Origin of the sequence: Sediminicoccus sp. BL-A-41-H5 (assembly GCF_050632405.1) — a bacterium.
Classification (GTDB): Bacteria; Pseudomonadota; Alphaproteobacteria; order Acetobacterales; family Acetobacteraceae; genus Roseococcus.
Map to the genome: position 1 here is coordinate 2,726,431 of NZ_CP192601.1, position 20,499 is coordinate 2,746,929.

The window sequence follows — 20,499 nt, forward strand, 5'->3', positions numbered from 1 at the left end:
TGCCGGTGCGGCACGGCGGGGTTCAGGCGATCAGGCGGCCTTGGCCATTTCGCGCAGCACGTAGTTCAGGATGCCGCCATTGCGGTAGTATTCCACCTCGTCGGCGGTATCCACGCGGCACAGCACCTGCGTCTTCACCACGCTGCCATCGGCGCGGGTGATCACCACGTCCAGCATCATCCGCGGCTTCAGGTTCTCGATGCCGAGGATGTCGACCTTTTCATCGCCCTTGAGGCCGAGCGTCTGGCGGTTCTCGCCTTCCTTGAAGACCAGCGGCAGCACGCCCATGCCCACCAGGTTCGAGCGATGGATGCGCTCGAAGCTCTCGGCGATCACGGCCTTCACGCCCAGCAGGAAGGTGCCCTTGGCCGCCCAGTCGCGGGAGGAGCCGGTGCCGTATTCCTTGCCGCCAAAGACCACGAGCGGCACGCCCTCCGCCTTGTAGCGCATCGCCACGTCATAGATCGGCGCGACATCGCCCGAGGGGTAGTGCTTGCTGATGCCGCCCTCGATGCCGGGCACCATCTCGTTCTTGATGCGGATATTGGCGAAGGTGCCGCGCATCATGACCTGGTGGTTGCCGCGTCGGGCGCCGTAGCTGTTGAAGTCGGCCGGGCGGACCTGGTGCTCCAGCAGGTATTCGCCGGCCGGGCTCGTCTTGCGGATATTGCCCGCGGGCGAGATGTGGTCGGTCGTGATGCTGTCGCCCAGCAGGCCCAGGACGCGCGCGCCCTGCACGGAGGCGAGCGGCTTCACCTCCATGGTCATGCCCTCGAAATAGGGCGGGTTCTGCACATAGGTGGAGCCGGCGTTCCAGCGATAGGTGTCGCTGCCCGCATCCACCTTGATGGCCTGCCACTGCTGCGGACCCTTGAAGACGTCCGAGTAGCGGGACATGAACATCTTGCGCGTCAGCACGTCATGAACGGTGGCATTCACCTCTTCCTGCGTCGGCCAGATATCGGCCAGCATCACGGGCTTGCCGTCGCTGCCGATGCCGATCGGATCCTTGCCCATGTCGAGCTTCACCGTACCGGCGAGCGCATAGGCGACGACCAGCGGCGGCGAGGCGAGGTAGTTCGCGCGCACATTGGCGTGCACGCGGCCCTCGAAGTTGCGGTTGCCCGAGAGCACACCGGCAACCACAAGCTTGTTCTCCTCGATGGCGTCCACCATGGCATCCGGCAGCGGGCCGGAATTGCCGATGCAGGTGGTGCAGCCATAGCCCACCGTCTGGAAGCCGATGGCGTCCAGATCGGCCGAGAGGCCGGCGGCGTCCAGGTAGTCCGTCACGACCTGCGAGCCAGGGGCCAGCGAGGTCTTCACCCAGGGCTTCGGCTTCAGGCCGCGGGCGCGCGCCTTGCGCGCCACAAGGCCGGCGGCGACCAGTACATAGGGGTTGGAGGTGTTGGTGCAGGAGGTGATGGCGGCGATCACCACGTCACCATGGCCGAGGTCGAAATTCGCGTCCGCCACCTTCACGCGCTTGTTGGCCTCGTCGCCCGGCACGCCCATGGCGCCGGCGGCGAGGTCCTTGGCGAAGGAGGCGCCGACATTCACCAGCGCCACGCGGTCCTGCGGGCGCTTCGGGCCGGCCATCGAGGGCTCGACGGTGGAGAGGTCCAGTTCCAACGTGTCGGTGAAGACGGGGTCGGGCGTGTTCTCATCGCGGAACATGCCCTGCGCCTTGCAGTATTCGCGAACGAGCTTGATGCGGTGCTCGTCACGGCCGGAGAGCGTGAGGTAGCCCAGCGTCATCTCGTCCACGGGGAAGAAGCCGCAGGTGGCGCCGTATTCAGGGGCCATGTTCGCGATGGTCGCGCGGTCGGCCAGCGGCATGTGCGCGAGGCCCGGGCCGAAGAACTCGACGAACTTGCCGACGACGCCCTTCTTGCGGAGCATCTGCGTCACCGTCAGCACCATGTCGGTGGCGGTGACTCCCTCCTTCAGCTTGCCGGAGAGCTTGAAGCCGATCACGTCGGGGATAAGCATGGCGATGGGCTGGCCGAGCATCGCGGCCTCGGCCTCGATGCCGCCGACACCCCAGCCCAGCACGCCCAGGCCGTTGATCATCGTCGTGTGGCTGTCCGTGCCGTAGCAGCTGTCGGGATAGACATAGGTCTCGCCCGCGACCGTGTTGGTCCAGACCACCTGGCCCAGATATTCCAGGTTCACCTGGTGGCAGATGCCGGTGCCGGGGGGCACGACGCGGAAATTGTTGAAGGCTTCCTGGCCCCAGCGCAGGAACTCATAGCGCTCGCCATTGCGCTCGAACTCGATGTCCACGTTCTTCTGCAGCGCGCTGGCGCTGCCCGAGACATCCACCATCACCGAGTGGTCGATCACGAGGTCCACGGGAACCAGCGGGTTCACGCGGCGCGGGTCACCGCCCAGGTTCAGCAGCGCGTCGCGCATGGCGGCGAGGTCCACCACGGCGGGGACGCCGGTGAAGTCCTGCAGCAGGATGCGCGCGGGCTTGAACGGGACTTCCTTCTCGGAATGGCCGGCCTGCACCCATTCGGCGATGGCCTTGGCATCGTCCACGGTGTAGCTGCGGCCATTCTCGAAGCGCAGCACATTCTCCAGCAGCACCTTCAGCGAGAAGGGGAGGCGCGAGATGTCGCCGATCTGCTTGGCCGCCTCGGGCAGGCTGAAATAGTGGTAGGTCTTGCCATCCACCGTAAGCTGACGCGCCGCCTTGAGGGTGTCGGTCCCGTTCATGATTTTCTTCCTCACTCTTGCGCCGCGCTTTTAAGCATGGCCTTGTGACGAGGTCCATGGAGGCCGCCCTGCTGCAAGCGCGAGAATTGGCCTGTTGGCGGGCGGAACGTCTGGTCTTCGCCGGTTTGTCCTTCGAGGTTTCCCCCGGCGAGGCCCTGCTGCTGACCGGCGCCAATGGCGCGGGCAAATCCTCCCTGCTGCGATTGCTCGCCGGTTTGATTCCGGCGGCGGAAGGAGCACTCACCTGGGATGGCGCGGATTGCTGGGCCGACCTGCCGGCGCATGGCGCGCGGCTGCGTTACATCGGCCATCAGGACGCGCTGAAGCCGGCGCTGACGGCGCGCGAGAACCTGACCTTCTTCGCGCGCCTCTGGGGCGGGGATGTGGAGGCGGCGCTGGCCGCGCTCGACCTCACGCCGCTCGCCGATCTGCCGGCGCGGGTGCTCTCCTCCGGGCAGAAGCGGCGGTTGGCCTTGGCGCGGCTCGCCCTGGCACCGGCGCGGCTCTGGCTGCTGGACGAGCCCTCGGTCGGGTTGGACGCGGCTTCGGTGGAGCGGCTGGCGCCGCTCTTCGCCGCGCACCGGGCGGCGGGCGGGATGATCCTGGCGGCCACCCACCTGCCGCTGCCTTTGCCGGATGCGCGGGAGCTCAGGCTGTGATCGCGAGACATTGCCCCACCGATTCAGCCCTCCGGGCCATGCGGCCCTCCGGCCATCGGGGGATGGGCCCCACCGATTCAGCCCTCCGGGCCATACGGCCCTCCAGCCATCGGGGGATGGGCCCCACCGATCCAGCCCTCCGGGCCATGCGGCCCTCCAGCCATCGGGGGATGGGCCCCACCGATTCAGCCCTCCGGGCCATGCGGCCCTCCGACCATCGGAGGGGACGCGCGTGATCGCTCTGCTGGCCCGCGAGCTGCGCCTCGCGCTCCGCCACCCGGCCGATACGCTCTCGGCCGTCATGTTCTTCGTGCTGGTGGCGGCGATGTTCCCCTTCGGCGTCGGCCCATCGCCGGAATTGCTGGCGCGGCTGGCACCCGGCGTCCTGCTTGCGGCGGCACTTCTCGCCGCGCTGCTGCCGCTCGATCGCCTGTTTGGCGCGGAGGCGGAGGATGGTTCGCTGGACCAGCTGCTGCTGTCCGGCCTGCATCCGGCCGGGATCGCCGCCGTGAAGGCGCTGGGGCACTGGATCACCACGGGCATTCCGCTGGTGCTGGCCACGCCGCTCGCCGCCGCCCTGCTCAACCTGCCGACCGAAGCCTGGCCCGCCGCCATGCTGGCGCTGGGCCTGGCCTCGGCCATCCTCTCCGTCTTCGGCGCGGCCGGCGCGGCACTCACGCTGGGCGCCCGGCGCGGCGGCGTGCTGCTGCCGCTGCTGGTCCTGCCCCTCTCCATCCCGGCGGTGATCTTCGGCGCGGCGGCGATCGAGGCGGCGGCAAACGGCCTCCAGGCGCGGCCCTACCTGCTGCTGGAGGCCGCGATCCTGGCCTTGGCCGCACCCCTCGCCCCGCTGGCGGCCGGTGCCGCGCTGCGCGGCGATTAGGTTTAGGCGGCCGTTAACCTTCATCCCATAGGACGGGATCGTTCTCAGTTGGATGGAGCGATCCCATGCGCCGCACTCTGGCCCTCTCGGCCACCGTCTGCCTTCTCGCCGGCCCCGCCTTTGGCGCGGGCACGCTGTGCGGCGGGCGCGTCGAGGTTCTGGCGGTCAGCCCGAAATGGCATGAGCACGCGCCGGGCCGGGCCGCGACGGGAATCAGCGTGGCCGTCGCCAATCGCACGGGCGAGGCGATCCTGCTGCAGCCCGTGCTCACGACGGGCGCCGGGCGGCCGCAGATGGGGCTGCCGCTGATGCTGGTGCGCCAGGGCCAGACGGTCTTCGCGCTGCGCGTGCCGGAGGAGCAGTCAGCCGGCCTGCCGCCCGAGGCGCTGCTGCGCGGCCTCGGCGCCTCCTGCCGCATGGGTTGAGGAAGACAGGGCCCCCGGCGGGGCCAATGGGGGGATCGCCCCGCTGGGGTTGCCGCCGCGCCTGGGATGGGGAAGTGGCGCGGCGACCTGCTCGGACGAGCCGCCTCGCGGCCACTCATCCCGAGGAGCGGATCAGGCGCCGGAGCGGACGAGGACGCGGCAGGTGATGGTGGTCCCGGCGGCCAGGTCCGTCGGCACGTTCAGCCCGCCGGTGCCTGAGGGATTGGCCAGCGTCGCCACGCCGAGCTGGATGGGCTGCGAGGTGCCCCATGGGCCGAGGCGCCGGCCATGCGGCCCACTGCCACCGCCGATCACGATGTTGCGGCGATCCCGGAAGGTCACCTCGATCTGGAGGGATTGCTCCACCATGCTCTGCACGATCACGAAGTAGGAGACGGTGCTGCGCGTCGAGGTGGAGTCGGTGGTGCTGTAGAAGCTCGCGGCCTGGACCATCCCGTTGCAGTAGGAATTGCCCTGGGCGGAGGCCCCGGCCATGGGCAGGGTGGCGAGGGCGGCGGCGGCCAGACCGGTGAACAGGGGCTTTCTCATGTCGGTCATTCCTTCGGGTTCATCTCGGCCGGCGGGACCGCCTTTCCGATATTTTGAAAGCTAGGCCGCATCCCGGCGCGCGGCCAATCCATGGCGGCATCGCCGCCCATCGGCGTTGCCTATCGCGCTTCATCCCTTGCGGATCAGCTTCGTTCTATTCATGTTCCGAGCCATGCCCAAGGACCGCACCCGCTTCACCTGCCAATCCTGCGGCGCCACGCACCCCAAGTGGCAGGGCCGCTGCGATGGCTGCGGCGAATGGAACACGCTGGTCGAGGAGAGCACCGCCCCGCGCGCGCCCGGGCCGGTGGGCAAGGCGCCGCCGGGGCGGGGCATCAGCTTCGTGGGCCTGGCGGGCGAGAGCGCGCCGCCGCCGCGCCACCTGACCGGCATCGCCGAGCTGGACCGCGTTCTGGGCGGCGGCTTCGTACCCGCCTCGGCCGTGCTGGTGGGCGGCGATCCGGGCATCGGCAAATCCACCATCCTGCTGCAGGCCGCGGCGCGCATGGCGATGGGCGGCAAGCGCGTCCTCTACATCTCGGGCGAGGAGGCGGTGGCGCAGGTGCGGATGCGCGCGCGCCGGCTGGGCCTGGCCGAGGCACCCATGGCGCTTGCCGCGGCCTCCGCGCTCAGGGACATCCTGGCGAGCCTGGAGGCGGAGACGGAAGCCACGCTCGTCGTCATCGATTCCATCCAGACCATGTGGCTGGACGCGCTGGATTCGGCGCCCGGCACCGTGGCGCAGGTGCGGACCTGCGCGGCGGAGCTGATCCGCTGCGCGAAGGCGCGCGGCTTCGCGCTCGTGCTGGTCGGCCATGTCACCAAGGAGGGAACGCTGGCCGGGCCGCGCGTGCTGGAGCACATGGTGGATGCCACGCTCTATTTCGAAGGCGATCGCGGCCACCAGTTCCGCATCCTGCGCGCCACCAAGAACCGCTTCGGCGCGACGGACGAGATCGGCGTCTTCGAGATGACCGAGGGCGGGCTGGTGGAAGTCACCAACCCCTCCGCGCTCTTTCTCGCCGAACGGCGGGGCAACATCTCGGGCAGCGCCGTCTTCGCGGGGCTGGAGGGGACGCGGCCGGTGCTGGTGGAGGTGCAGGCGCTGCTCTCGCCCAGCAATGGCGGCTCCCCCCGGCGGCAGGTGGTGGGCTGGGAGGGAGGGCGGCTCTCCATGCTGCTCGCCGTGCTGGAGGCGCGGGCGGGGCTGAGCTTCGGCCAGTCGGACGTCTATCTGAACATCGCCGGCGGCCTGCGCATCAACGAGCCCGCCGCTGATCTCGCGGTCGCGGCCGCGCTCACCTCCGCCATCACCGACCGGCCGACCGACCCGGATGCGGTGTATTTCGGCGAGGTCGGCCTCTCGGGCGAGATCCGGCAGGTCTCCCAGGCCGAGCAGCGGCTGCGGGAAGCGCAGAAGCTTGGCTTCTCGGCCGCGGTGCTGCCGCGCCGGGTGGCGCGCGGCAACAAGCCGCCCGCCGCGATCGAGGGCCTGCGGCTGACCGAGGTGGGGCACCTGGCCGATCTGGTGGCACCCTTCGCGGCGGGCACCCTCAAGCGGGAGCGGGCGTGACCCCATCGCCCTGCGCCAGCTGGTCCAGCGGCAGGGTAAAGCGGATGCGCAGGCCCTCGGGGTGCCACGCGATCTCCTGATGCGCCTGCAGCGCATGCGCGGTCGAGGCGAGCAGCAGCGAGCCGAAGCCGATCTCCTCCGGCGGGGCGGCGATGGGCGGGCCGCCGCTCTCCTCCCAGTCGAGGCGAAGATCCGGGCCGCAGCGCCGCGTGACGATGCGCAGCCGGCCTTCGGGGCGGGAGAGGGCGCCGTATTTCACCGCGTTGGTGAGCCATTCATGCAGCACGAGGCCGAGCTGCGGAACCACGGGCGGCGGCAGGGGCAGGTCATCCCCGGCGAGCACGACGCGCTGCGCCACCTGCTCCGACTCGTAGGGCGCGGCCATGCGGCGGATCAGCCCGTGGAGGGTGGCCCCCACGGCCCCCCGATGGACGAGATCATGCGCCGCCGTCAGCGCGGTGACCCGCTGGCGCAGTTCGTCGGCGAAGTCGCGCGCCTCTGGCCAGCGCGCCGCGGTGAGGCTGACCAGGCTCGCGATCAGCGCGAAGCTGTTCTTCACGCGGTGGTCCATCTCCTGCGCGACCAGCACCTCCTTGTCGCGCGCCGTGCGCTCGGCGGAGATGTCCGTCACCGAGCCGAAGATGCGCTCCACCTCGCCGCCGGCGTCGCGGGTCGCGACGGACCGGTGCCAGACCCAGATATGGTGACCCAGGCGGTGGCGGACGCGATACTCCAGCTCGAACCGGTCGCGCTCGCCGGCGTGAAGCTCCGCCAGGGCCGCGTCCAGCTGGGGCCGGTCGGCGGGGTGCAGGCGGTCGAGCCACCATTCGCGCACCGGCACATCGCGCTCCTCGCCCAGGATGGCGACATGGCCGCGGCTGCGGATCACCGCATTCTCCCGCGGGCGGCATTCATAGATGCCGCCGGCGAAGGCCTCGGTCGCGATGCGGTAGCGCGCCTCGCTCTGCTCCAGGCGCTCCATGGCGCTCGCCCGGTCGGCCTCGGCGGCGCGTAGCCGTGCGGCGGCGGCGTCCAGCTCCCGCACGCCGGATGGCGTGGCGGCGGCCCCGGGCGCCAGGGCGGCGATGCCGTCCAGCACCTGGATGCTGATCCGGCGCGCGGCCCAGACGCCCGCCAGGACCAGCAGGGCGCCCGCCAGCGCCGGCAAGCCGAGCACGGAGCGGAGGTCCTGCAAGACGCCGGGGGCCGGCGCCGCGATCACCACGCCATAGCCGCTGCGCGGCGCGCGGGCGGCGGCGGTGGTGCTGAACATGCCGTCATGCGTGGTGATGTGCGTGACCAGGCCGCTGCCGGCCTCGGCCAGGATCGCCCTGGTGCGGGGCATCGCCAGGGCGCCGAGGAATTCCGCCTCCGAGCGGGTGCGGGCGACGACACGGCCCTCACGGTCCACCACCGCGGCGACCCAGCCTTCGGGCAGGCTCTGCGCGCGCAGGACGTCGCCGAAGCGCGTCGAGGGCACGAGCAGGGCGACCAGGGTGCGAGGCCCCAGGGGCTGCGCCGCCGCCACGGCGAAGCCGCCCCCCGGCAGGGGAATGATGTTGGAGAGGAGCGGCGCCGGCCCGGCGCGGGCCGCGGCGCGGAAACCCTCGTCGAGGTTCACCGTGCCAGCGCGGCGCTCCGGCCAGGCATCGAGTTCCACCAGGACCTGCCCCGCCTCGTCCAGCACCAGGGCCAGCCCCGGGCCATCAACCGCCGCACGGATGGTCTGGCGCAGGCCGCGGCCGGGCGTCAGCTCCCCGCCATCCAGTGCGCCGGACAGGATGCGCAGCGCGTATTCCAGGCGGGCGATATCGCCGTCCAGGGCTGTGGCCAAGGCGCGCACCGTCTGGACCATCTGGCCGTTGAACAGGGCGCGCTCCCGCCGCACGCCATCCAGGGTGCCGAGAAGCGCGACGCCGAGGAGCGGAAGCGCGACCGCCAGGACGACGCAGAGCATCAGGCTGCGGAAGGAGCGGCCGGCACGCGGGGCTCTGACGGGGGCAGGCGGGGTGGTCAGGGCGGCAGTTCCTCAAGGTGCCGACGGGCGCGCCGTCAGGGGTTCAACGCACGGAGAGGGACAAGGTGAAGCTGAAGCTGCGTTCATCTATCTCGAAATGCGAACGAGGTGCACGTGAAGAGTCGCGGCCGGCTTCCCCCCCGCGCCGCGGCAGGCGGATCAGGTGACAGGAATCACCGCCCCCGCTACATGGCGTTGCAGCATGACCTGGGCGGATGGCATCCTTCTCCTCGTGATGGTGGCCTCCGCCATCCTGTCGTTCCTGCGCGGCTTCGTGCGGGAATTCCTCGGCATCGCCGCCTGGATCGGCGCCGCGCTGGCCGGTTTCGCCCTGCTCGACCACCTCCGGCCCCTGATGGCCGGCACGATCGAGCCCGACTGGCTGGCCGATGGCGTCGCCGTGGGCGGTGTCTTCCTCATCGTGCTGGTGGTGCTGAAGCTCCTGATTCACGCATTGGCGGGCAGCGTGCAGCGCAGCCCTCTGGGGGGTGTGGATCGCTCGCTGGGCGCCATATTCGGTCTGGCGCGCGGCGCCTTCATCGCGGTCCTGGCCTATGTGCTCGCGGGGCTTTTCGTCCCCGCCATCGAGCGCTGGCCCGAGCCCGTGCAGGAGGCGCGCTCGCTGCCCTATGTGGTGGATGGGGCACGGTGGGTTGTCGGCCTGATGCCGGAGGAGTATCGCCCCCGCATCGCAGCCCCACCGGAACGCCGCGTGCCCACGCAGGAGGACCTGATGCGTCCGCCTGCCCGCAACCGAAGCTGAAGGTCACTCCCATGCCCCTTCCCGCCGCCTCTGACGACGACAAGTTCCACGAGGAGTGCGGGGTCTTCGGGATCTGGCGGCACAAGGATGCGGCGGCACTCACCGCGCTCGGCCTGCACGCGTTGCAGCATCGCGGGCAGGAGGCGTCGGGCATCGTCACCCTGGACGACGCCGGCCACTTCCACGCCCATAAGGGCCTGGGCCTGGTGGGGGACATCTTCGGCGATGCCAAGGTGATGGCGAGCCTGCCCGGCCGCACCGCCATCGGCCACAACCGCTACGCCACCACGGGCGAGACGGCGCTGCGCAACGTGCAGCCGCTCTTCGCGGATTTCGAGTTCGGCGGCTTCGCCGTCGGCCACAACGGCAACCTCACCAACGCCGCCGTGCTGAAGCGCGCGCTGGTGCGCCGCGGCTGCCTCTTCCAGTCCACGACGGACAGCGAGGTCTTCGTCCACCTCATCGCCATCAGCCTCTATTCCACCGTGCTGGACCGGCTGATCGACGCGCTGAAGCAGGTGCAGGGCGCCTATTCGCTGGTGGCGCTGCACAATGGCGGCCTCATCGGCGCGCGCGACCCGATGGGCGTGCGGCCGCTCGTCCTCGGCCGCCTGAACGATGGCTGGGTGCTGGCGAGCGAGACCTGCGCGCTGGACATCGTGGGCGCCGAATTCGTGCGCGACATCGAACCGGGCGAGGTCGTGGTGATCGACGATTCCGGCATCCGCTCGGTGAAGCCCTTCCCGAAGGAAGCGAACCGCTTCTGCATCTTCGAATACATCTACTTCGCCCGGCCGGATTCCGTGGTCGAGGGCACGCCGGTCTATGAGACGCGCAAGCGCATCGGTGCCGAACTCGCGCGTGAGAGCCATGTGGCCGCCGATGTGGTGGTGCCGGTGCCCGACAGCGGCGTGCCGGCGGCCATGGGCTATGCCGTGCAGGCCGGCATTCCCTTCGAGCTCGGCATCATCCGCAACCACTATGTGGGCCGCACCTTCATCGAGCCGACGGACCAGATCCGCCATCTCGGCGTGAAGCTCAAGCACAGCGCCAATCGCGCGATGATCGAAGGCAAGCGCGTCATCCTGGTGGATGACAGCATCGTGCGCGGCACCACCTCGAAGAAGATCGTGGAGATGGTACGCCAGGCGGGCGCGGCCGAGGTTCACATGCGCATCTCCTCGCCGCCCACCACGCATTCCTGCTTCTACGGAATCGACACGCCCGAGCGCTCCGAACTGCTGGCCGCGCAGCATGACCTGGCGGCGATGGCCAAGCTGATCGGCGTGGACAGCCTGGCCTTCATCTCGCTGGACGGGCTCTATCGCGCCCTCGGCCGCGAGGGGCGCGACCCCGCCGCGCCGGCCTACTGCGACGCCTGCTTCACCGGCGAATACGCGATCCCGCTGACCGACCGCACCGACAACACCGAGGCGCGCGGCAGCCTGCTCAAGGCGGGCGCCTGAGCATGAAGGGACAGGTTGCGCTCATCACCGGCGCCTCGCGCGGGATCGGCCGCGCCACGGCGCTGGCGCTGGCGGGTGCCGGAGCACATGTCGTGCTCATGGCACGCAGCCAGGGCGGTCTGGAAGAGACCGACGACATGATCCGCGCGGCGGGCGGGACGGCGACGCTGTTGCCGCTGGATTTCATCAAGGAGGCCGACCAGCTCGACATGCTGGGGCCCTCCATCGTGCAGCGCTTCGGCCGGCTCGATATCCTCGTGCATGCGGCGGGCCTGCTGGCCAAGCTGACGCCGGCCGGGCACATCCCGCCGCGCGACTGGAGCGAGAGCCTGGCGGTGAACGCCACCGCCGCCTATCGCCTGATCCGCGCCTGCGACCCGCCGCTGCGCGCGGCCCCCGCCGGCCGCGCGCTCTTCCTGCACGACGTGCATGCGGAAGAGCCGACGGCCTATTGGAGCCTCTACAGCAGCGCCAAGGCGGCGCAGGCCAACCTCGTGCGCTGCTGGGCGGCGGAGGTGGCGCGCTCGCCCCTCAAGGTCGCGCTGGTGGATCCGGGCCCGGTCGCCACCAAGCTGCGCGCGGCCGGCTTTCCGGGCGAGGACCCGGCGAAGCTGCGCCAGCCGGAGGAGGTGGGGACGGCGATCCTCGCCCTGCTCGGGCAGGATTTCGCGCATGGGGCGACGCTGCCCATCTGACGCCCGGCATCCGGGGGCTGAGCCATGAATTATCGCCACGCCTTCCACGCCGGCAACTTCGCCGACTGCATGAAGCACGCGCTGCTCGTCTGGCTGCTGCGCGCCCTGGCGCGCAAGCCGGCGGCCTTCCGCGTGCTGGACACCCATGCCGGCATCGGCCGCTATGACCTGGCGAGCAACCAGGCTGAGCGCACGGGGGAATGGCGCGCGGGGATCGGCCGGCTGCTTCACATCACCGAGGGGCCGCTGGCCGACTACCTCGATCTGGTACGGGCCGATGGGGGATATCCGGGTTCGCCCGCCCTGACCGCGGCACTTCTGCGCCCGCAGGACCGCCTCGCGCTGGTCGAGCTGCATGAGGAGGACCACGCGACACTGCGCGCGCTGTTCCGGCGTGACAGCCGCGTGGCGGTCCACAGGCGCGACGCCTTCGAGGCGGTGCGCGCGCTGACCCCCTTCCCGGAGAAGCGCGGCCTCGTCCTCATGGACCCGCCCTTCGAGCAACCGGGCGAATATGAGCGCCTGACGGCAGCGATCACCGAGGTCTCGCGCCGCGCGCGCGGCCTGGTGCAGGCGGCGTGGTATCCCATCAAGGGCCGCGCGCCGGTGCGTGCCTTCCACACGGCGCTGGCGGAATCCGGCGTGCGGGACGTGGTGGCGGCCGAGCTGCATCTGCGCGAGCCGCTGGATGCGGCGCGGCTCAACGGCTGCGGCCTCATCGTCGTGAACCCGCCCTATGGCTTCGAGGCGGCGGCCAGCGCCATACTGGAGGCGCTGCGCATGGAATTGTCAGCGGAGGAGGGCGCCGGATGGGCGCTGACGCGGATCGCCGATGAGTGAGGTCATCGTCTATGGCGCCGGCGCCTGGGGCACCGCGCTGGCCATCCATGCGGCGCGGCTGGGCCATGGCGTCACCCTCTGGGCGCGCGATGCGGCGCGCGCCGAGGAGATGCAGCGCACGCGCGTGAATGCGCGCCTGCTGCCGGGCGCGACTTTTCCGGAGGCGCTGCGAGTGACGCATGACGCCGCGCCGGGCGGTGCTGCGCTCGGCATCCTCGCCGTGCCGATGCAGCCGCTGCGTGCCGTTCTGGCGGGGCTGCCCCGCGGCTTGCCGCCGCTGCTGCTGGTCTGCAAGGGGCTGGAGGCGGATACGCTGCGCCTGCCGCTGGAGGTGCTGGCCGACGCGCGGCCGGACCTGACCGGCGGCGTCCTCTCGGGCCCGAATTTCGCGCATGAGGTGGCGGCGGGGCTGCCGGCGGCCAGCGTGGTCGCGGCGCGGGATGCGGCGCTGGTCGCCACCGCGCAGGGGCTGCTCTCGGGCCAGGCGCTGCGGCTCTATGGCAGCGCGGATGTGCTGGGCGTGCAGCTGGGCGGCGCGGCCAAGAACGTGCTGGCCATCGCGGCCGGAATCTCGACGGGGGCGGGGCTGGGCGAGAATGCGCGCGCGGCCTTGATCACGCGCGGGCTGGCGGAGCTGTCGCGCCTCGTGGTCGGGCTGGGCGGCAAGGCGGAGACGGCGGCGGGGCTCTCGGGGCTGGGCGACCTGATCCTGACCGCGATGGGGAATTCCAGCCGCAACGCCTCGCTCGGCTTCGCGCTGGGGCGGGGGATGACGCTGCCCCAGGCCCTGGCCGGCCGCGCGGGCGTGACCGAGGGTATCGCCACCGCGCCAGCCTTGCTGGAGCGCGCGCAAGGGGCCGGGGTGGAGCTGCCGATCTGCGCGGCGGTGGTGGCCATGCTGCAGGGGCGCCTGGATGTGCAGGGCGCGCTCGCCGCGCTGATGGCCCGGCCGCTTCGGGGGGAATAGATTTTCCCGCCCTCCGGCGCGTCGCGCCGCAGGCGGGCTGTTCGCACGAAGCGCGCGCTCCGCGCGGCTGGTGTGAGGGGCCAGGCGTCCGGTTGGGCGGCGCCGGGCGCTGTGCGCCCGGAGCCATGGAGGGAGGGCGCTTCCTCGACGGTCGCTGCCTGGCCCTGCCTCACAGGAACTTGCCGCGCTCCAGGATTTCCAGCGTGTATTCCTTGTAGGTCATGCCCAGCTCCTCCGTGCGGGCCAGGCGGCGCAGCGCGATCTCGCGGGGCGGGGTCTTCCAGGCCTTCTTGTGGGCGCGGCGCCAGACCCAGCCACGCCAGGCGGTGCCTTCATCCTCGAGCGGCGGACCGCCATTGTGGCCGATGCTGGTCATGCTTCGCATCTTCCACTAAAATGGTTTCATGTCCACCATGATGACAGAGCTGGATGACCTCCTCGCGCGCCGCATCCGGCGCGAGCGCGAGGCGCGGGGCTGGTCCATCGCCACCTTGGCCGCCAAATCCGGCGTCTCCCGCGCCATGATCAGCAAGATCGAGCGCGCCGAGGCGAGCCCGACCGCCGCCCTGCTCGGCCGTCTCTCCGGCGCGCTGGGCCTCACCATCTCAGCCCTGCTGGCCCGCGCCGAGGGCGATGCGGGGGGCGGCCGCGTCTCCCGCGCCGCCACGCAGCAGCTCTGGACCGATCCCGGCACCGGCTATCGCCGCCGCGCCATCTCACCGCCCGGCGCCGAGCCGGAGCTGGTCCAGGTGGAATTGCCGCCCGGCGCGCGGATCGCCTATCCGGCGGCGTCCTATCGCCTCCTCCGGGGGCAGGTGGTCTGGCTGGAAACAGGGGCGCTGGTGATCCGCGAGGGTGAGGAGGAAACCACCCTCGGGCCCGGCGATGCGCTCGCCTACGACCTGACGACGCCACGCGATTGCGAATTCCACAACCCCTCGACGACGGAGGATTGCCGCTACGTCGTGACGCTGAGCCGGCGTTGAGACAGAAGCGGGGCCGAATCACCTCCTCGGCATACCGCCGAGGAGGATCCGACCCGTCAGGGCAGCTTCGTCGTCTGCGCGATGGCCAGCAGCGCCTTGGGCCGGGCGCGGGAGGCCTTTTCGGCAATGCCGGAGATCCCCTCGCGCCGGCGCAGCTCGGCCCAGACCTCGCCCGGCGTGATGCCGGCATCCACCAGCAGCAGCATCAGGTGATAGAGCACATCGGCCGACTCGCTGATGGTGGCGGCGCGGTTGCGGGCCACCGCCTCGATCACCAGCTCCACCGCCTCCTCGCCCAGCTTCTGCGCCACTTTGGGCGTGCCGCGCGCGATCAGCCGCGCGGAGTGCGAGGTGGCGACGTCGCCGGATTGCCGGCGCGCCTCGATGGTGGCCCAGAGGCGATCCAGCACGGCCGCATCGCCATCCTCGGGCAGCACCAGCGGCTTGAGATGCGCGGCCTCGGCCTTCAGCACGGCCTTGGGGATGCGCGTCTTCTTCGCCGGGATGTTCTTCGGCACCGGCAGCTTGCCGGCCTTGACGGTCTTTGCCGCCTTCGGGGCCTTGGCGGCCGCCTTCTTCTTCGTGGCCTTCGCCATCACGCCATCTCCCGGACGCGGCGCACGGGCAGGCCCGCCGCCGCCAAGGCATCCTTGGCCTGCTCGATGCGGAACACGCCATCATGAAACACGCTGGCCGCCAGCAGCCCGGTGGCGCCGGCCCGCGCACCCTCGACGAAGTGGTCCAGCGCGCCGACACCGCCCGAGGCCACCACGGGCACGCGCACCGCCGCCGTCACCCGGCGCAGCAGGTCGAGGTCGAAGCCCTGCTTGGTGCCGTCGCGATCCATCGAGGTCAGCAGGATCTCACCCGCGCCGAGGCTCGCCATGCGGCGCGCCCAGTCCACCGCGTCCAGCCCCGTCTCGCGCCGGCCGCCATGGGTGAAGATTTCCCAGCGGCCGTCCGACACCTTCTTCGCGTCCACCGCGACGACGATGCACTGGCTGCCGAAGGCCTCGGCGGCGCGGCGCACCAGCTCGGGCTCGGCCACGGCGGCGCTGTTGATGCTGGCCTTGTCGGCGCCGGCGAGCAGCAGCTTGCGGATATCCTCCACGCTGCGCACGCCGCCGCCCACCGTCAGCGGGATGAAGACCTGCGCCGCGGTGCGGGAGACGACGTCATACATCGTGTCCCGGTTCTCATGCGTGGCGCCGATGTCGAGGAAGGTCAGCTCATCCGCGCCCTGCGCGTCATAGGCGCGGGCCTGCTCCACCGGGTCGCCGGCGTCGCGCAGCGAGACGAAGTTCACGCCCTTCACGACGCGGCCTTCCTTCACGTCGAGGCAGGGGATGATGCGGAGCGCGAGCACGGATGAATCCCAGCTTTGTCCAGGCATCCAGATGATCCCGGAGTGAGGCGATTGCGGCGTTTTTGGCGGTGCGTCAAGCGACGCCTTGGCGACGGTGGAGGCTCAGGCGCGGCGCATCTCGAAATGCGTCTTGGTCGCGCGGGTGAAGCCGGCCCCTTCGTAGAAGCTCCAGGTCGAGCCCTGGCGCGAGCCGGTGGCCAGCATCACCTTGTAGCAATCCCCCGACCAGGCCGCCTCGACCGCCGCCGCCAGCACGGCCCGGCCGAGGCCGCGCCCGCGATACCCGGCATGGGTGACGACATTCTCGATCACGGCATAGCTGCGCGCGCCGCGCGTGATGTTGGGCACGATGACGAGGGTGCAGCTGGAGACCAGGAGCCCGTCCTCCTCCGCGACGAAGAGGCGGATGAGGTCGGAGCCGAGCATCGCGGCCCAGGCCGGGGCGGCCGTCGTCTCCGTCACGCGCGGGTCGGTGGGGTTCAGGTGCTGGTAGAGGTCCAGTATCCCCGCCAGGTCGGCGTGGACGGCTGTGCGGATCACGCCGCCGCCAGCGCCAGCGCCTCGGCCGGGTTGATCCGCCCGTCATACAGCGCGCGGCCCAGGATGCAGCCGGCGATGCCATCCGCCGCCACCGCCTTCAGCGCCTCGATATCGGCGATGGAGGCGACGCCACCCGAAGCGATGACCGGCGTCTCCAGAGCGAGCGCCAGCGTGCGCGTCTGCTCGACATTCACCCCGCTCAGCATGCCGTCGCGGTCGATGTCGGTGTAGATGATGGCGGCCGCACCCGCGTCTTCCAGGCGCAGCGCGAGGTCCCGCGCCGGCAGCGTGCTCGTCTCGGCCCACCCTTCGGTCGCCACCATGCCGCCGCGGGCGTCGATGCCGACGACGACGCGGCCCGGGAAATGCCGGCAGGCCTCGCGCACGAATTGCGGGTCCTTCACCGCGGCGGAGCCGAGGATGACGCGCGTGACGCCGCCCTCCAGCCAGGCCTCCACCGTCGGCATGTTGCGGATGCCGCCGCCCAACTGCACCGGGTTGGGGCTGGCGGCGAGGATGCGCGCCACCGCCTCGGCATTGGCGGGCTTGCCGGCGAAGGCGCCGTCCAGGTCCACCACGTGCAGCCATGGGAAGCCCTGGGCCGCGAAGGCGCAGGCCTGCTCGGCCGGGTCTTCCGCGTAGATGGTGGCCATCGCCATGTCACCGCGCTGCAGCCGCACGACGCGGCCCTGCTTGAGGTCAATGGCGGGGTAGAGGGTGAAGCCGCTCACGTCTTGATCTGTCCCAATGCGTCCGCCGTGCTGCGGCCGTGCTGCGGCTCCAGCAGGCGATAGTAGAAGAAGCCGGCCACCGTCTCGCCGCCCACGCGCGCATAGGCGGGGTGCGTGCCCCAGCGCACATAGCCCAGCCGCTCGAAGAGCGTGATGGCGCTTTCCTGCGTCGCGCGCACATCGAGGTTCAGCACGCGGATGCCCATGGCGGCCGCGCGTTCCTCCACGCGCCGCACCAGCAGCCGCGCCAGGCCGAAGCCGCGCGCATAGGGCGCGATGAAGGCGTGGGTGAGCTGGGCGGCGAAGCCCTGCGCTTCGTTGTTGCGCGGCGGGCGGACCAGTTGCGCGCTGCCCACCACCTGGCCATCCAGGCGCGCGATGAAGAATTCGCGCTCGGGCACCAGCATCACGCCGCGGAAATGGCGCTCGAGGGCGGAGCGGCTTTGCGCCTCCACCCAGCCGAAGCCGCCGCCTTCCACGATGGCGGCGTTGGTCGCCTCGCAAAGATCGGCAAGGTCATGCGGGTCGAGCATGTCCACCCGCTCCACCTCCAGGCGGTGGGCTACGGCCGGATCGGGGATCATGGGGTCCACCGCAGGAAATTGGCGAGGAGGCGCAGGCCGACGGCCGCGCTTTTCTCGACATGGAATTGCGTGCCGACGACGTTGCCGCGCCCGAGGATGGCCGGAACCGGGCCGCCATAGTCGGTGGTGGCCAGCACATCACGCGCCTCGCCGCCGCGCCAGGCGTAGGAATGCACGAAATAGGCGTGGTCGCCGGGGAGCAGTCCTTCCAGCAGCGGGTGCGAGCCGGGCGTGAAGTCGAGCGCGTTCCAGCCCATCTGCGGCAGGGGCAGGGGGCTGCCGTCAGGCGCGCGGGGATCCATCTCCGCCACCTCGCCGGGCAGCCAGGCGAGGCCGGGGGTGGTACCATGCTCCAGGCCCCGCTCCGCCAGCAATTGCAGGCCGACGCAGATGCCAAGGAAGGGCTTTTGGTGCACCCGCACCTGCTCGTAGAGCGCGCCGACCATGCCCTCCAGCGCGTCCAGCCCGGCGCGGCAGGCGGCGAAGGCGCCCTGGCCGGGCAGCACGATGCGGTCGGCGTGGATCAGCGTCTCCGGCTCGCGCGTGATCTCGACGGTGATGGGGCCGGGGGCCGCATGTTCCAGCGCGCGGCAGACGGAGGCAAGGTTGCCCGAGCCGGGATCAATGACGGAAACCCTCATCGTCCGGCCTCCCCGGCATAGAGCGGCAAGAGGCGCGGCTCGGCCTGGAGCAGGCGGGCCAGCGCGCCATCCGCGCTCTGCGCCTGGACGACATGCGCCAGCGTCCAGCCGCGGCGCCCGAGCGTCCAGCGGCGCAGATCCTGGCCCTGGAAGCCCAGCAGCAGATGCGCGGCGAGGGCGGCCGCGATACCATAGGGGTCAGGCAGCAGGTTGATCACGACGAGGCCGATCAGCACCGCGATCCCGGCCAGCCAGGCGCGGTGGCGGAACAGCCAGAAGGGCCCGAAGAGAAAGGCCCAGAAGGAGAACCCCTCCGGGATCAGCACCGGCGCCTGCCTGATGCCCGTGGCGGGCACCGAGCCGCGCGCGGCGCCAGGCGGGAGGTGGACGGTCCAGCTCCGCATCACCCCTCCAGCACGCCCTTGGTGGAGGGAATGGCGCCGGCCTGCCGGGGGTCGGGCTCGACCGCCATGCGCAGTGCGCGGGCGAAGGACTTGAAGCAGGCCTCGGCGATGTGGTGCGCGTTGGTGCCGGCCTTCTGGGTGATGTGGCAGGTCAGGCCCGCGTTCATCACCAGGGCGCGGAAGAACTCCTCGAAGAGCTCCGTATCCATCTCGCCCACCTTGTCGCGCGTGAAGGTCACGCTCCAGGCGAGGAAGGGGCGGCCCGAGATGTCGATGGCGCATTCCGCCAGCGCCTCGTCCATCGGCATCAGGCATTGGCCGAAGCGCGTGATGCCGCGCTTCTCGCCCAGCGCGGCCTTGATGGCCTGGCCCAGCACGATGCCGCAATCCTCGGCCGTGTGGTGGAAGTCGATATGCAGGTCGCCCTGGGCATGGAGCGTCAGGTCCAGCAGGGCGTGGCGCGTGAGCGCGTGCAGCATGTGGTCAAGGAAGCCGATGCCGGTCGCGATCTCGGCGCGGCCGGCGCCGTCCAGGTCGAGCCGGGCGGTGATGTCGGTCTCGGCGGTCTTGCGGGCAATCTCGGCGCGGCGGGTCACGGGCTGCATGGCCGCACCTCTAATCCTCCCGGCGTGAGAAGACCAGCACCAGAGGGCCATGCTATCGGCAAGGCCATGGAACCGATGGATGAACGGCGCCCCTGCGCCTTCCTGGACCGTGACGGCGTGCTGATCGAGGATACCGGCTACCCGCACCGCATCGAGGAGGTGCGCTGGGTGCCCGGCGTCATGGCCGCGCTGCGCCGCCTGAACGCGGCGGGGCTGGCCGTCTGCATCGTCACCAACCAGGCGGGCGTGGCGCGGGGCTACTACGACGAGGCCGCGATCGGCCGGCTGCACCACTGGATGGCAAGCGAGGCCCGGGCGGCCGGCGCGCGGCTGGACGGCTTCGCCTATTGCCCCTTCCACCCGGCGGCCGAGGATGCGCGCTACCGCCGCCCGAGCCCCCGCCGCAAACCGGAGGCCGGCATGATCGAGGATTGGCTCGCGCATTTCCCGCTGCGGCGGGAGGGCAGCTTCCTGATCGGCGACCGCGAGACCGACATGCAGGCCGCGCGCGCGGCCGGGATTCCCGGCCACCTCTTTCCCGGCGATGATCTGGATGGATTCGTCGCCGCCATCCTGAAGGGAACCTGACCTTGGAATTCCTCGCCCCCGCCTACCTCTGGGTGAAATCCTTCCATCTCATGGCGGTCATGGCCTGGATGGCGGGGCTGTTCTACCTGCCGCGCCTCTATGTCTATCACTCGGAGATCCCGGCCGGCGGCGGGCCGGAGCATGAGCGCTTCAAGACCATGGAGCGCCGCCTGCTGCGCGGCATCATGAACCCCAGCATGATCGCCACCTGGCTGCTGGGCCTGATGCTGGTCGCCACACCCGGCGTCGTCTCCTGGACCTCGGGCTGGTGGCACGTGAAGCTGCTCAGCGTGCTGGCGATGACGTGGTTCCACATGTATCTGGCGAAGCACCGCAAGGCCTTCGAGCGGGATGAGCGCCTGTTTCCGCAGCGCCACTGGCGCTACATGAACGAGGTGCCGACGCTGCTCATGATCGTCATCGTCATCATGGTGATCGTGAAGCCCTTCTGAGGCCGCCTGTCCGGAACCGTTGACGGGGCGTTCCGGGCTCCCTA

The 20,499-nt window shown here is 70.9% G+C and carries 24 protein-coding genes; 12 read left to right on the plus strand and 12 right to left on the minus strand.

The window, feature by feature from the left end; genetic code table 11:
• Positions 1-30 precede the first annotated feature (30 nt).
• Complete coding sequence (gene acnA, locus ACQ860_RS13385) at positions 31-2,721, minus strand: aconitate hydratase AcnA (RefSeq protein WP_431303848.1); 2,691 nt, start codon at positions 2,719-2,721, stop codon at positions 31-33.
• A gap of 56 nt (positions 2,722-2,777) precedes the next feature.
• Between acnA and ccmA the strand changes: the two genes are divergently transcribed.
• The 3 genes from ccmA to ACQ860_RS13400 all read left to right on the plus strand — a co-directional run bounded on the left by ccmA (position 2,778) and on the right by ACQ860_RS13400 (position 4,688).
• Positions 2,778-3,380: a heme ABC exporter ATP-binding protein CcmA gene (gene ccmA / locus ACQ860_RS13390; protein ID WP_431303849.1), complete on the plus strand. Its 603-nt coding sequence runs from the start codon at positions 2,778-2,780 to the stop codon at positions 3,378-3,380.
• A gap of 232 nt (positions 3,381-3,612) precedes the next feature.
• Positions 3,613-4,263 carry a heme exporter protein CcmB gene (gene ccmB / locus ACQ860_RS13395; protein ID WP_431303850.1) on the plus strand — a complete coding sequence of 217 codons (651 nt, stop codon included), beginning with the start codon at positions 3,613-3,615 and terminating at the stop codon, positions 4,261-4,263.
• A gap of 65 nt (positions 4,264-4,328) precedes the next feature.
• Positions 4,329-4,688, plus strand: coding sequence for a hypothetical protein (locus ACQ860_RS13400; RefSeq protein WP_431303851.1), 360 nt, complete (start codon positions 4,329-4,331; stop codon positions 4,686-4,688).
• Between the two features lie 132 nt (positions 4,689-4,820).
• Here the strand turns inward: ACQ860_RS13400 and ACQ860_RS13405 are convergent, their stop codons facing one another.
• Positions 4,821-5,237, minus strand: a complete 417-nt coding sequence (locus ACQ860_RS13405; RefSeq protein ID WP_431303852.1) for a hypothetical protein — start codon at positions 5,235-5,237, stop codon at positions 4,821-4,823.
• A gap of 172 nt (positions 5,238-5,409) precedes the next feature.
• Here ACQ860_RS13405 and radA point away from each other — a divergent pair, with 172 nt between their 5' ends.
• Positions 5,410-6,810 (plus strand): DNA repair protein RadA, encoded by a 1,401-nt coding sequence (gene radA, locus ACQ860_RS13410; RefSeq protein WP_431303853.1) that lies wholly within the window; start codon positions 5,410-5,412, stop codon positions 6,808-6,810.
• Here radA and ACQ860_RS13415 read toward each other — a convergent pair.
• Positions 6,791-8,767 carry an HWE histidine kinase domain-containing protein gene (locus ACQ860_RS13415; RefSeq protein ID WP_431303854.1) on the minus strand — a complete coding sequence of 659 codons (1,977 nt, stop codon included), beginning with the start codon at positions 8,765-8,767 and terminating at the stop codon, positions 6,791-6,793. The genes radA and ACQ860_RS13415 overlap by 20 nt on opposite strands.
• Positions 8,768-9,029: 262 nt before the next feature.
• Between ACQ860_RS13415 and ACQ860_RS13420 the strand changes: the two genes are divergently transcribed.
• The 5 genes from ACQ860_RS13420 to ACQ860_RS13440 are packed head-to-tail and all read left to right on the plus strand — an operon-like array spanning position 9,030 to position 13,558.
• Complete coding sequence (locus ACQ860_RS13420) at positions 9,030-9,590, plus strand: CvpA family protein (RefSeq protein WP_431303855.1); 561 nt, start codon at positions 9,030-9,032, stop codon at positions 9,588-9,590.
• An 11-nt stretch (positions 9,591-9,601) separates the two neighbouring features.
• Positions 9,602-11,056 (plus strand): amidophosphoribosyltransferase, encoded by a 1,455-nt coding sequence (purF, locus tag ACQ860_RS13425; protein WP_431303856.1) that lies wholly within the window; start codon positions 9,602-9,604, stop codon positions 11,054-11,056.
• Positions 11,057-11,058: 2 nt separating this feature from the next.
• Positions 11,059-11,751, plus strand: a complete 693-nt coding sequence (locus ACQ860_RS13430; RefSeq protein WP_431303857.1) for an SDR family NAD(P)-dependent oxidoreductase — start codon at positions 11,059-11,061, stop codon at positions 11,749-11,751.
• Between the two features lie 24 nt (positions 11,752-11,775).
• On the plus strand, positions 11,776-12,591 hold the full coding sequence (locus ACQ860_RS13435; RefSeq protein WP_431303858.1) for a 23S rRNA (adenine(2030)-N(6))-methyltransferase RlmJ: 816 nt from the start codon (positions 11,776-11,778) through the stop codon (positions 12,589-12,591).
• Positions 12,584-13,558: an NAD(P)H-dependent glycerol-3-phosphate dehydrogenase gene (locus tag ACQ860_RS13440; RefSeq protein ID WP_431303859.1), complete on the plus strand. Its 975-nt coding sequence runs from the start codon at positions 12,584-12,586 to the stop codon at positions 13,556-13,558. Before ACQ860_RS13435 ends, ACQ860_RS13440 begins: the two co-directional genes overlap by 8 nt.
• A 169-nt stretch (positions 13,559-13,727) precedes the next feature.
• On the opposite strand, the gene ACQ860_RS13445 is transcribed toward ACQ860_RS13440, so the two are convergent.
• Entirely contained in the window at positions 13,728-13,934 is a 207-nt protein-coding gene (locus ACQ860_RS13445; RefSeq protein WP_431303860.1) for a hypothetical protein, read from the minus strand.
• Between the two features lie 28 nt (positions 13,935-13,962).
• On the opposite strand from ACQ860_RS13445, the gene ACQ860_RS13450 reads away from it, so the two are divergent.
• Positions 13,963-14,544, plus strand: coding sequence for a helix-turn-helix domain-containing protein (locus ACQ860_RS13450; RefSeq protein ID WP_431303861.1), 582 nt, complete (start codon positions 13,963-13,965; stop codon positions 14,542-14,544).
• A 56-nt stretch (positions 14,545-14,600) separates the two neighbouring features.
• Here the strand turns inward: ACQ860_RS13450 and ACQ860_RS13455 are convergent, their stop codons facing one another.
• The 8 genes from ACQ860_RS13455 to hisB form a co-directional block, all read right to left on the minus strand.
• Positions 14,601-15,140, minus strand: coding sequence for a phosphoribosyl-ATP diphosphatase (locus tag ACQ860_RS13455; RefSeq protein WP_431303862.1), 540 nt, complete (start codon positions 15,138-15,140; stop codon positions 14,601-14,603).
• A complete protein-coding gene (hisF, locus tag ACQ860_RS13460; protein WP_431303863.1) occupies positions 15,140-15,910 on the minus strand; it encodes an imidazole glycerol phosphate synthase subunit HisF in 771 nt (256 codons plus the stop codon). The genes ACQ860_RS13455 and hisF overlap by 1 nt, the downstream gene beginning before the upstream one ends.
• Before the next feature lie 102 nt (positions 15,911-16,012).
• Positions 16,013-16,450, minus strand: coding sequence for a GNAT family N-acetyltransferase (locus ACQ860_RS13465; RefSeq protein ID WP_431303864.1), 438 nt, complete (start codon positions 16,448-16,450; stop codon positions 16,013-16,015).
• Positions 16,447-17,181 (minus strand): 1-(5-phosphoribosyl)-5-[(5-phosphoribosylamino)methylideneamino]imidazole-4-carboxamide isomerase, encoded by a 735-nt coding sequence (hisA, locus tag ACQ860_RS13470; protein ID WP_431303865.1) that lies wholly within the window; start codon positions 17,179-17,181, stop codon positions 16,447-16,449. The genes ACQ860_RS13465 and hisA overlap by 4 nt, the downstream gene beginning before the upstream one ends.
• Positions 17,178-17,765, minus strand: a complete 588-nt coding sequence (locus tag ACQ860_RS13475) for a GNAT family N-acetyltransferase (RefSeq protein WP_431303866.1) — start codon at positions 17,763-17,765, stop codon at positions 17,178-17,180. Before ACQ860_RS13475 ends, hisA begins: the two co-directional genes overlap by 4 nt.
• Positions 17,762-18,406 carry an imidazole glycerol phosphate synthase subunit HisH gene (gene hisH / locus ACQ860_RS13480; protein WP_431303867.1) on the minus strand — a complete coding sequence of 215 codons (645 nt, stop codon included), beginning with the start codon at positions 18,404-18,406 and terminating at the stop codon, positions 17,762-17,764. The genes ACQ860_RS13475 and hisH overlap by 4 nt, the downstream gene beginning before the upstream one ends.
• The gene (locus ACQ860_RS13485; RefSeq protein WP_431303868.1) at positions 18,403-18,810 is read right to left on the minus strand and encodes a DUF2628 domain-containing protein; all 408 of its coding nucleotides are present in this window, start codon (positions 18,808-18,810) and stop codon (positions 18,403-18,405) included. Before ACQ860_RS13485 ends, hisH begins: the two co-directional genes overlap by 4 nt.
• Positions 18,810-19,415, minus strand: a complete 606-nt coding sequence (hisB, locus tag ACQ860_RS13490) for an imidazoleglycerol-phosphate dehydratase HisB (protein ID WP_431303869.1) — start codon at positions 19,413-19,415, stop codon at positions 18,810-18,812. The genes ACQ860_RS13485 and hisB overlap by 1 nt, the downstream gene beginning before the upstream one ends.
• 66 nt (positions 19,416-19,481) lie before the next feature.
• Here hisB and ACQ860_RS13495 point away from each other — a divergent pair, with 66 nt between their 5' ends.
• Both ACQ860_RS13495 and hemJ read left to right on the plus strand, forming a co-directional pair.
• Positions 19,482-20,003 (plus strand): D-glycero-alpha-D-manno-heptose-1,7-bisphosphate 7-phosphatase, encoded by a 522-nt coding sequence (locus ACQ860_RS13495; protein ID WP_431303870.1) that lies wholly within the window; start codon positions 19,482-19,484, stop codon positions 20,001-20,003.
• Positions 20,000-20,455 (plus strand): protoporphyrinogen oxidase HemJ, encoded by a 456-nt coding sequence (hemJ, locus tag ACQ860_RS13500; protein WP_431305753.1) that lies wholly within the window; start codon positions 20,000-20,002, stop codon positions 20,453-20,455. Before ACQ860_RS13495 ends, hemJ begins: the two co-directional genes overlap by 4 nt.
• The last annotated feature ends 44 nt before the right edge of the window (positions 20,456-20,499 follow it).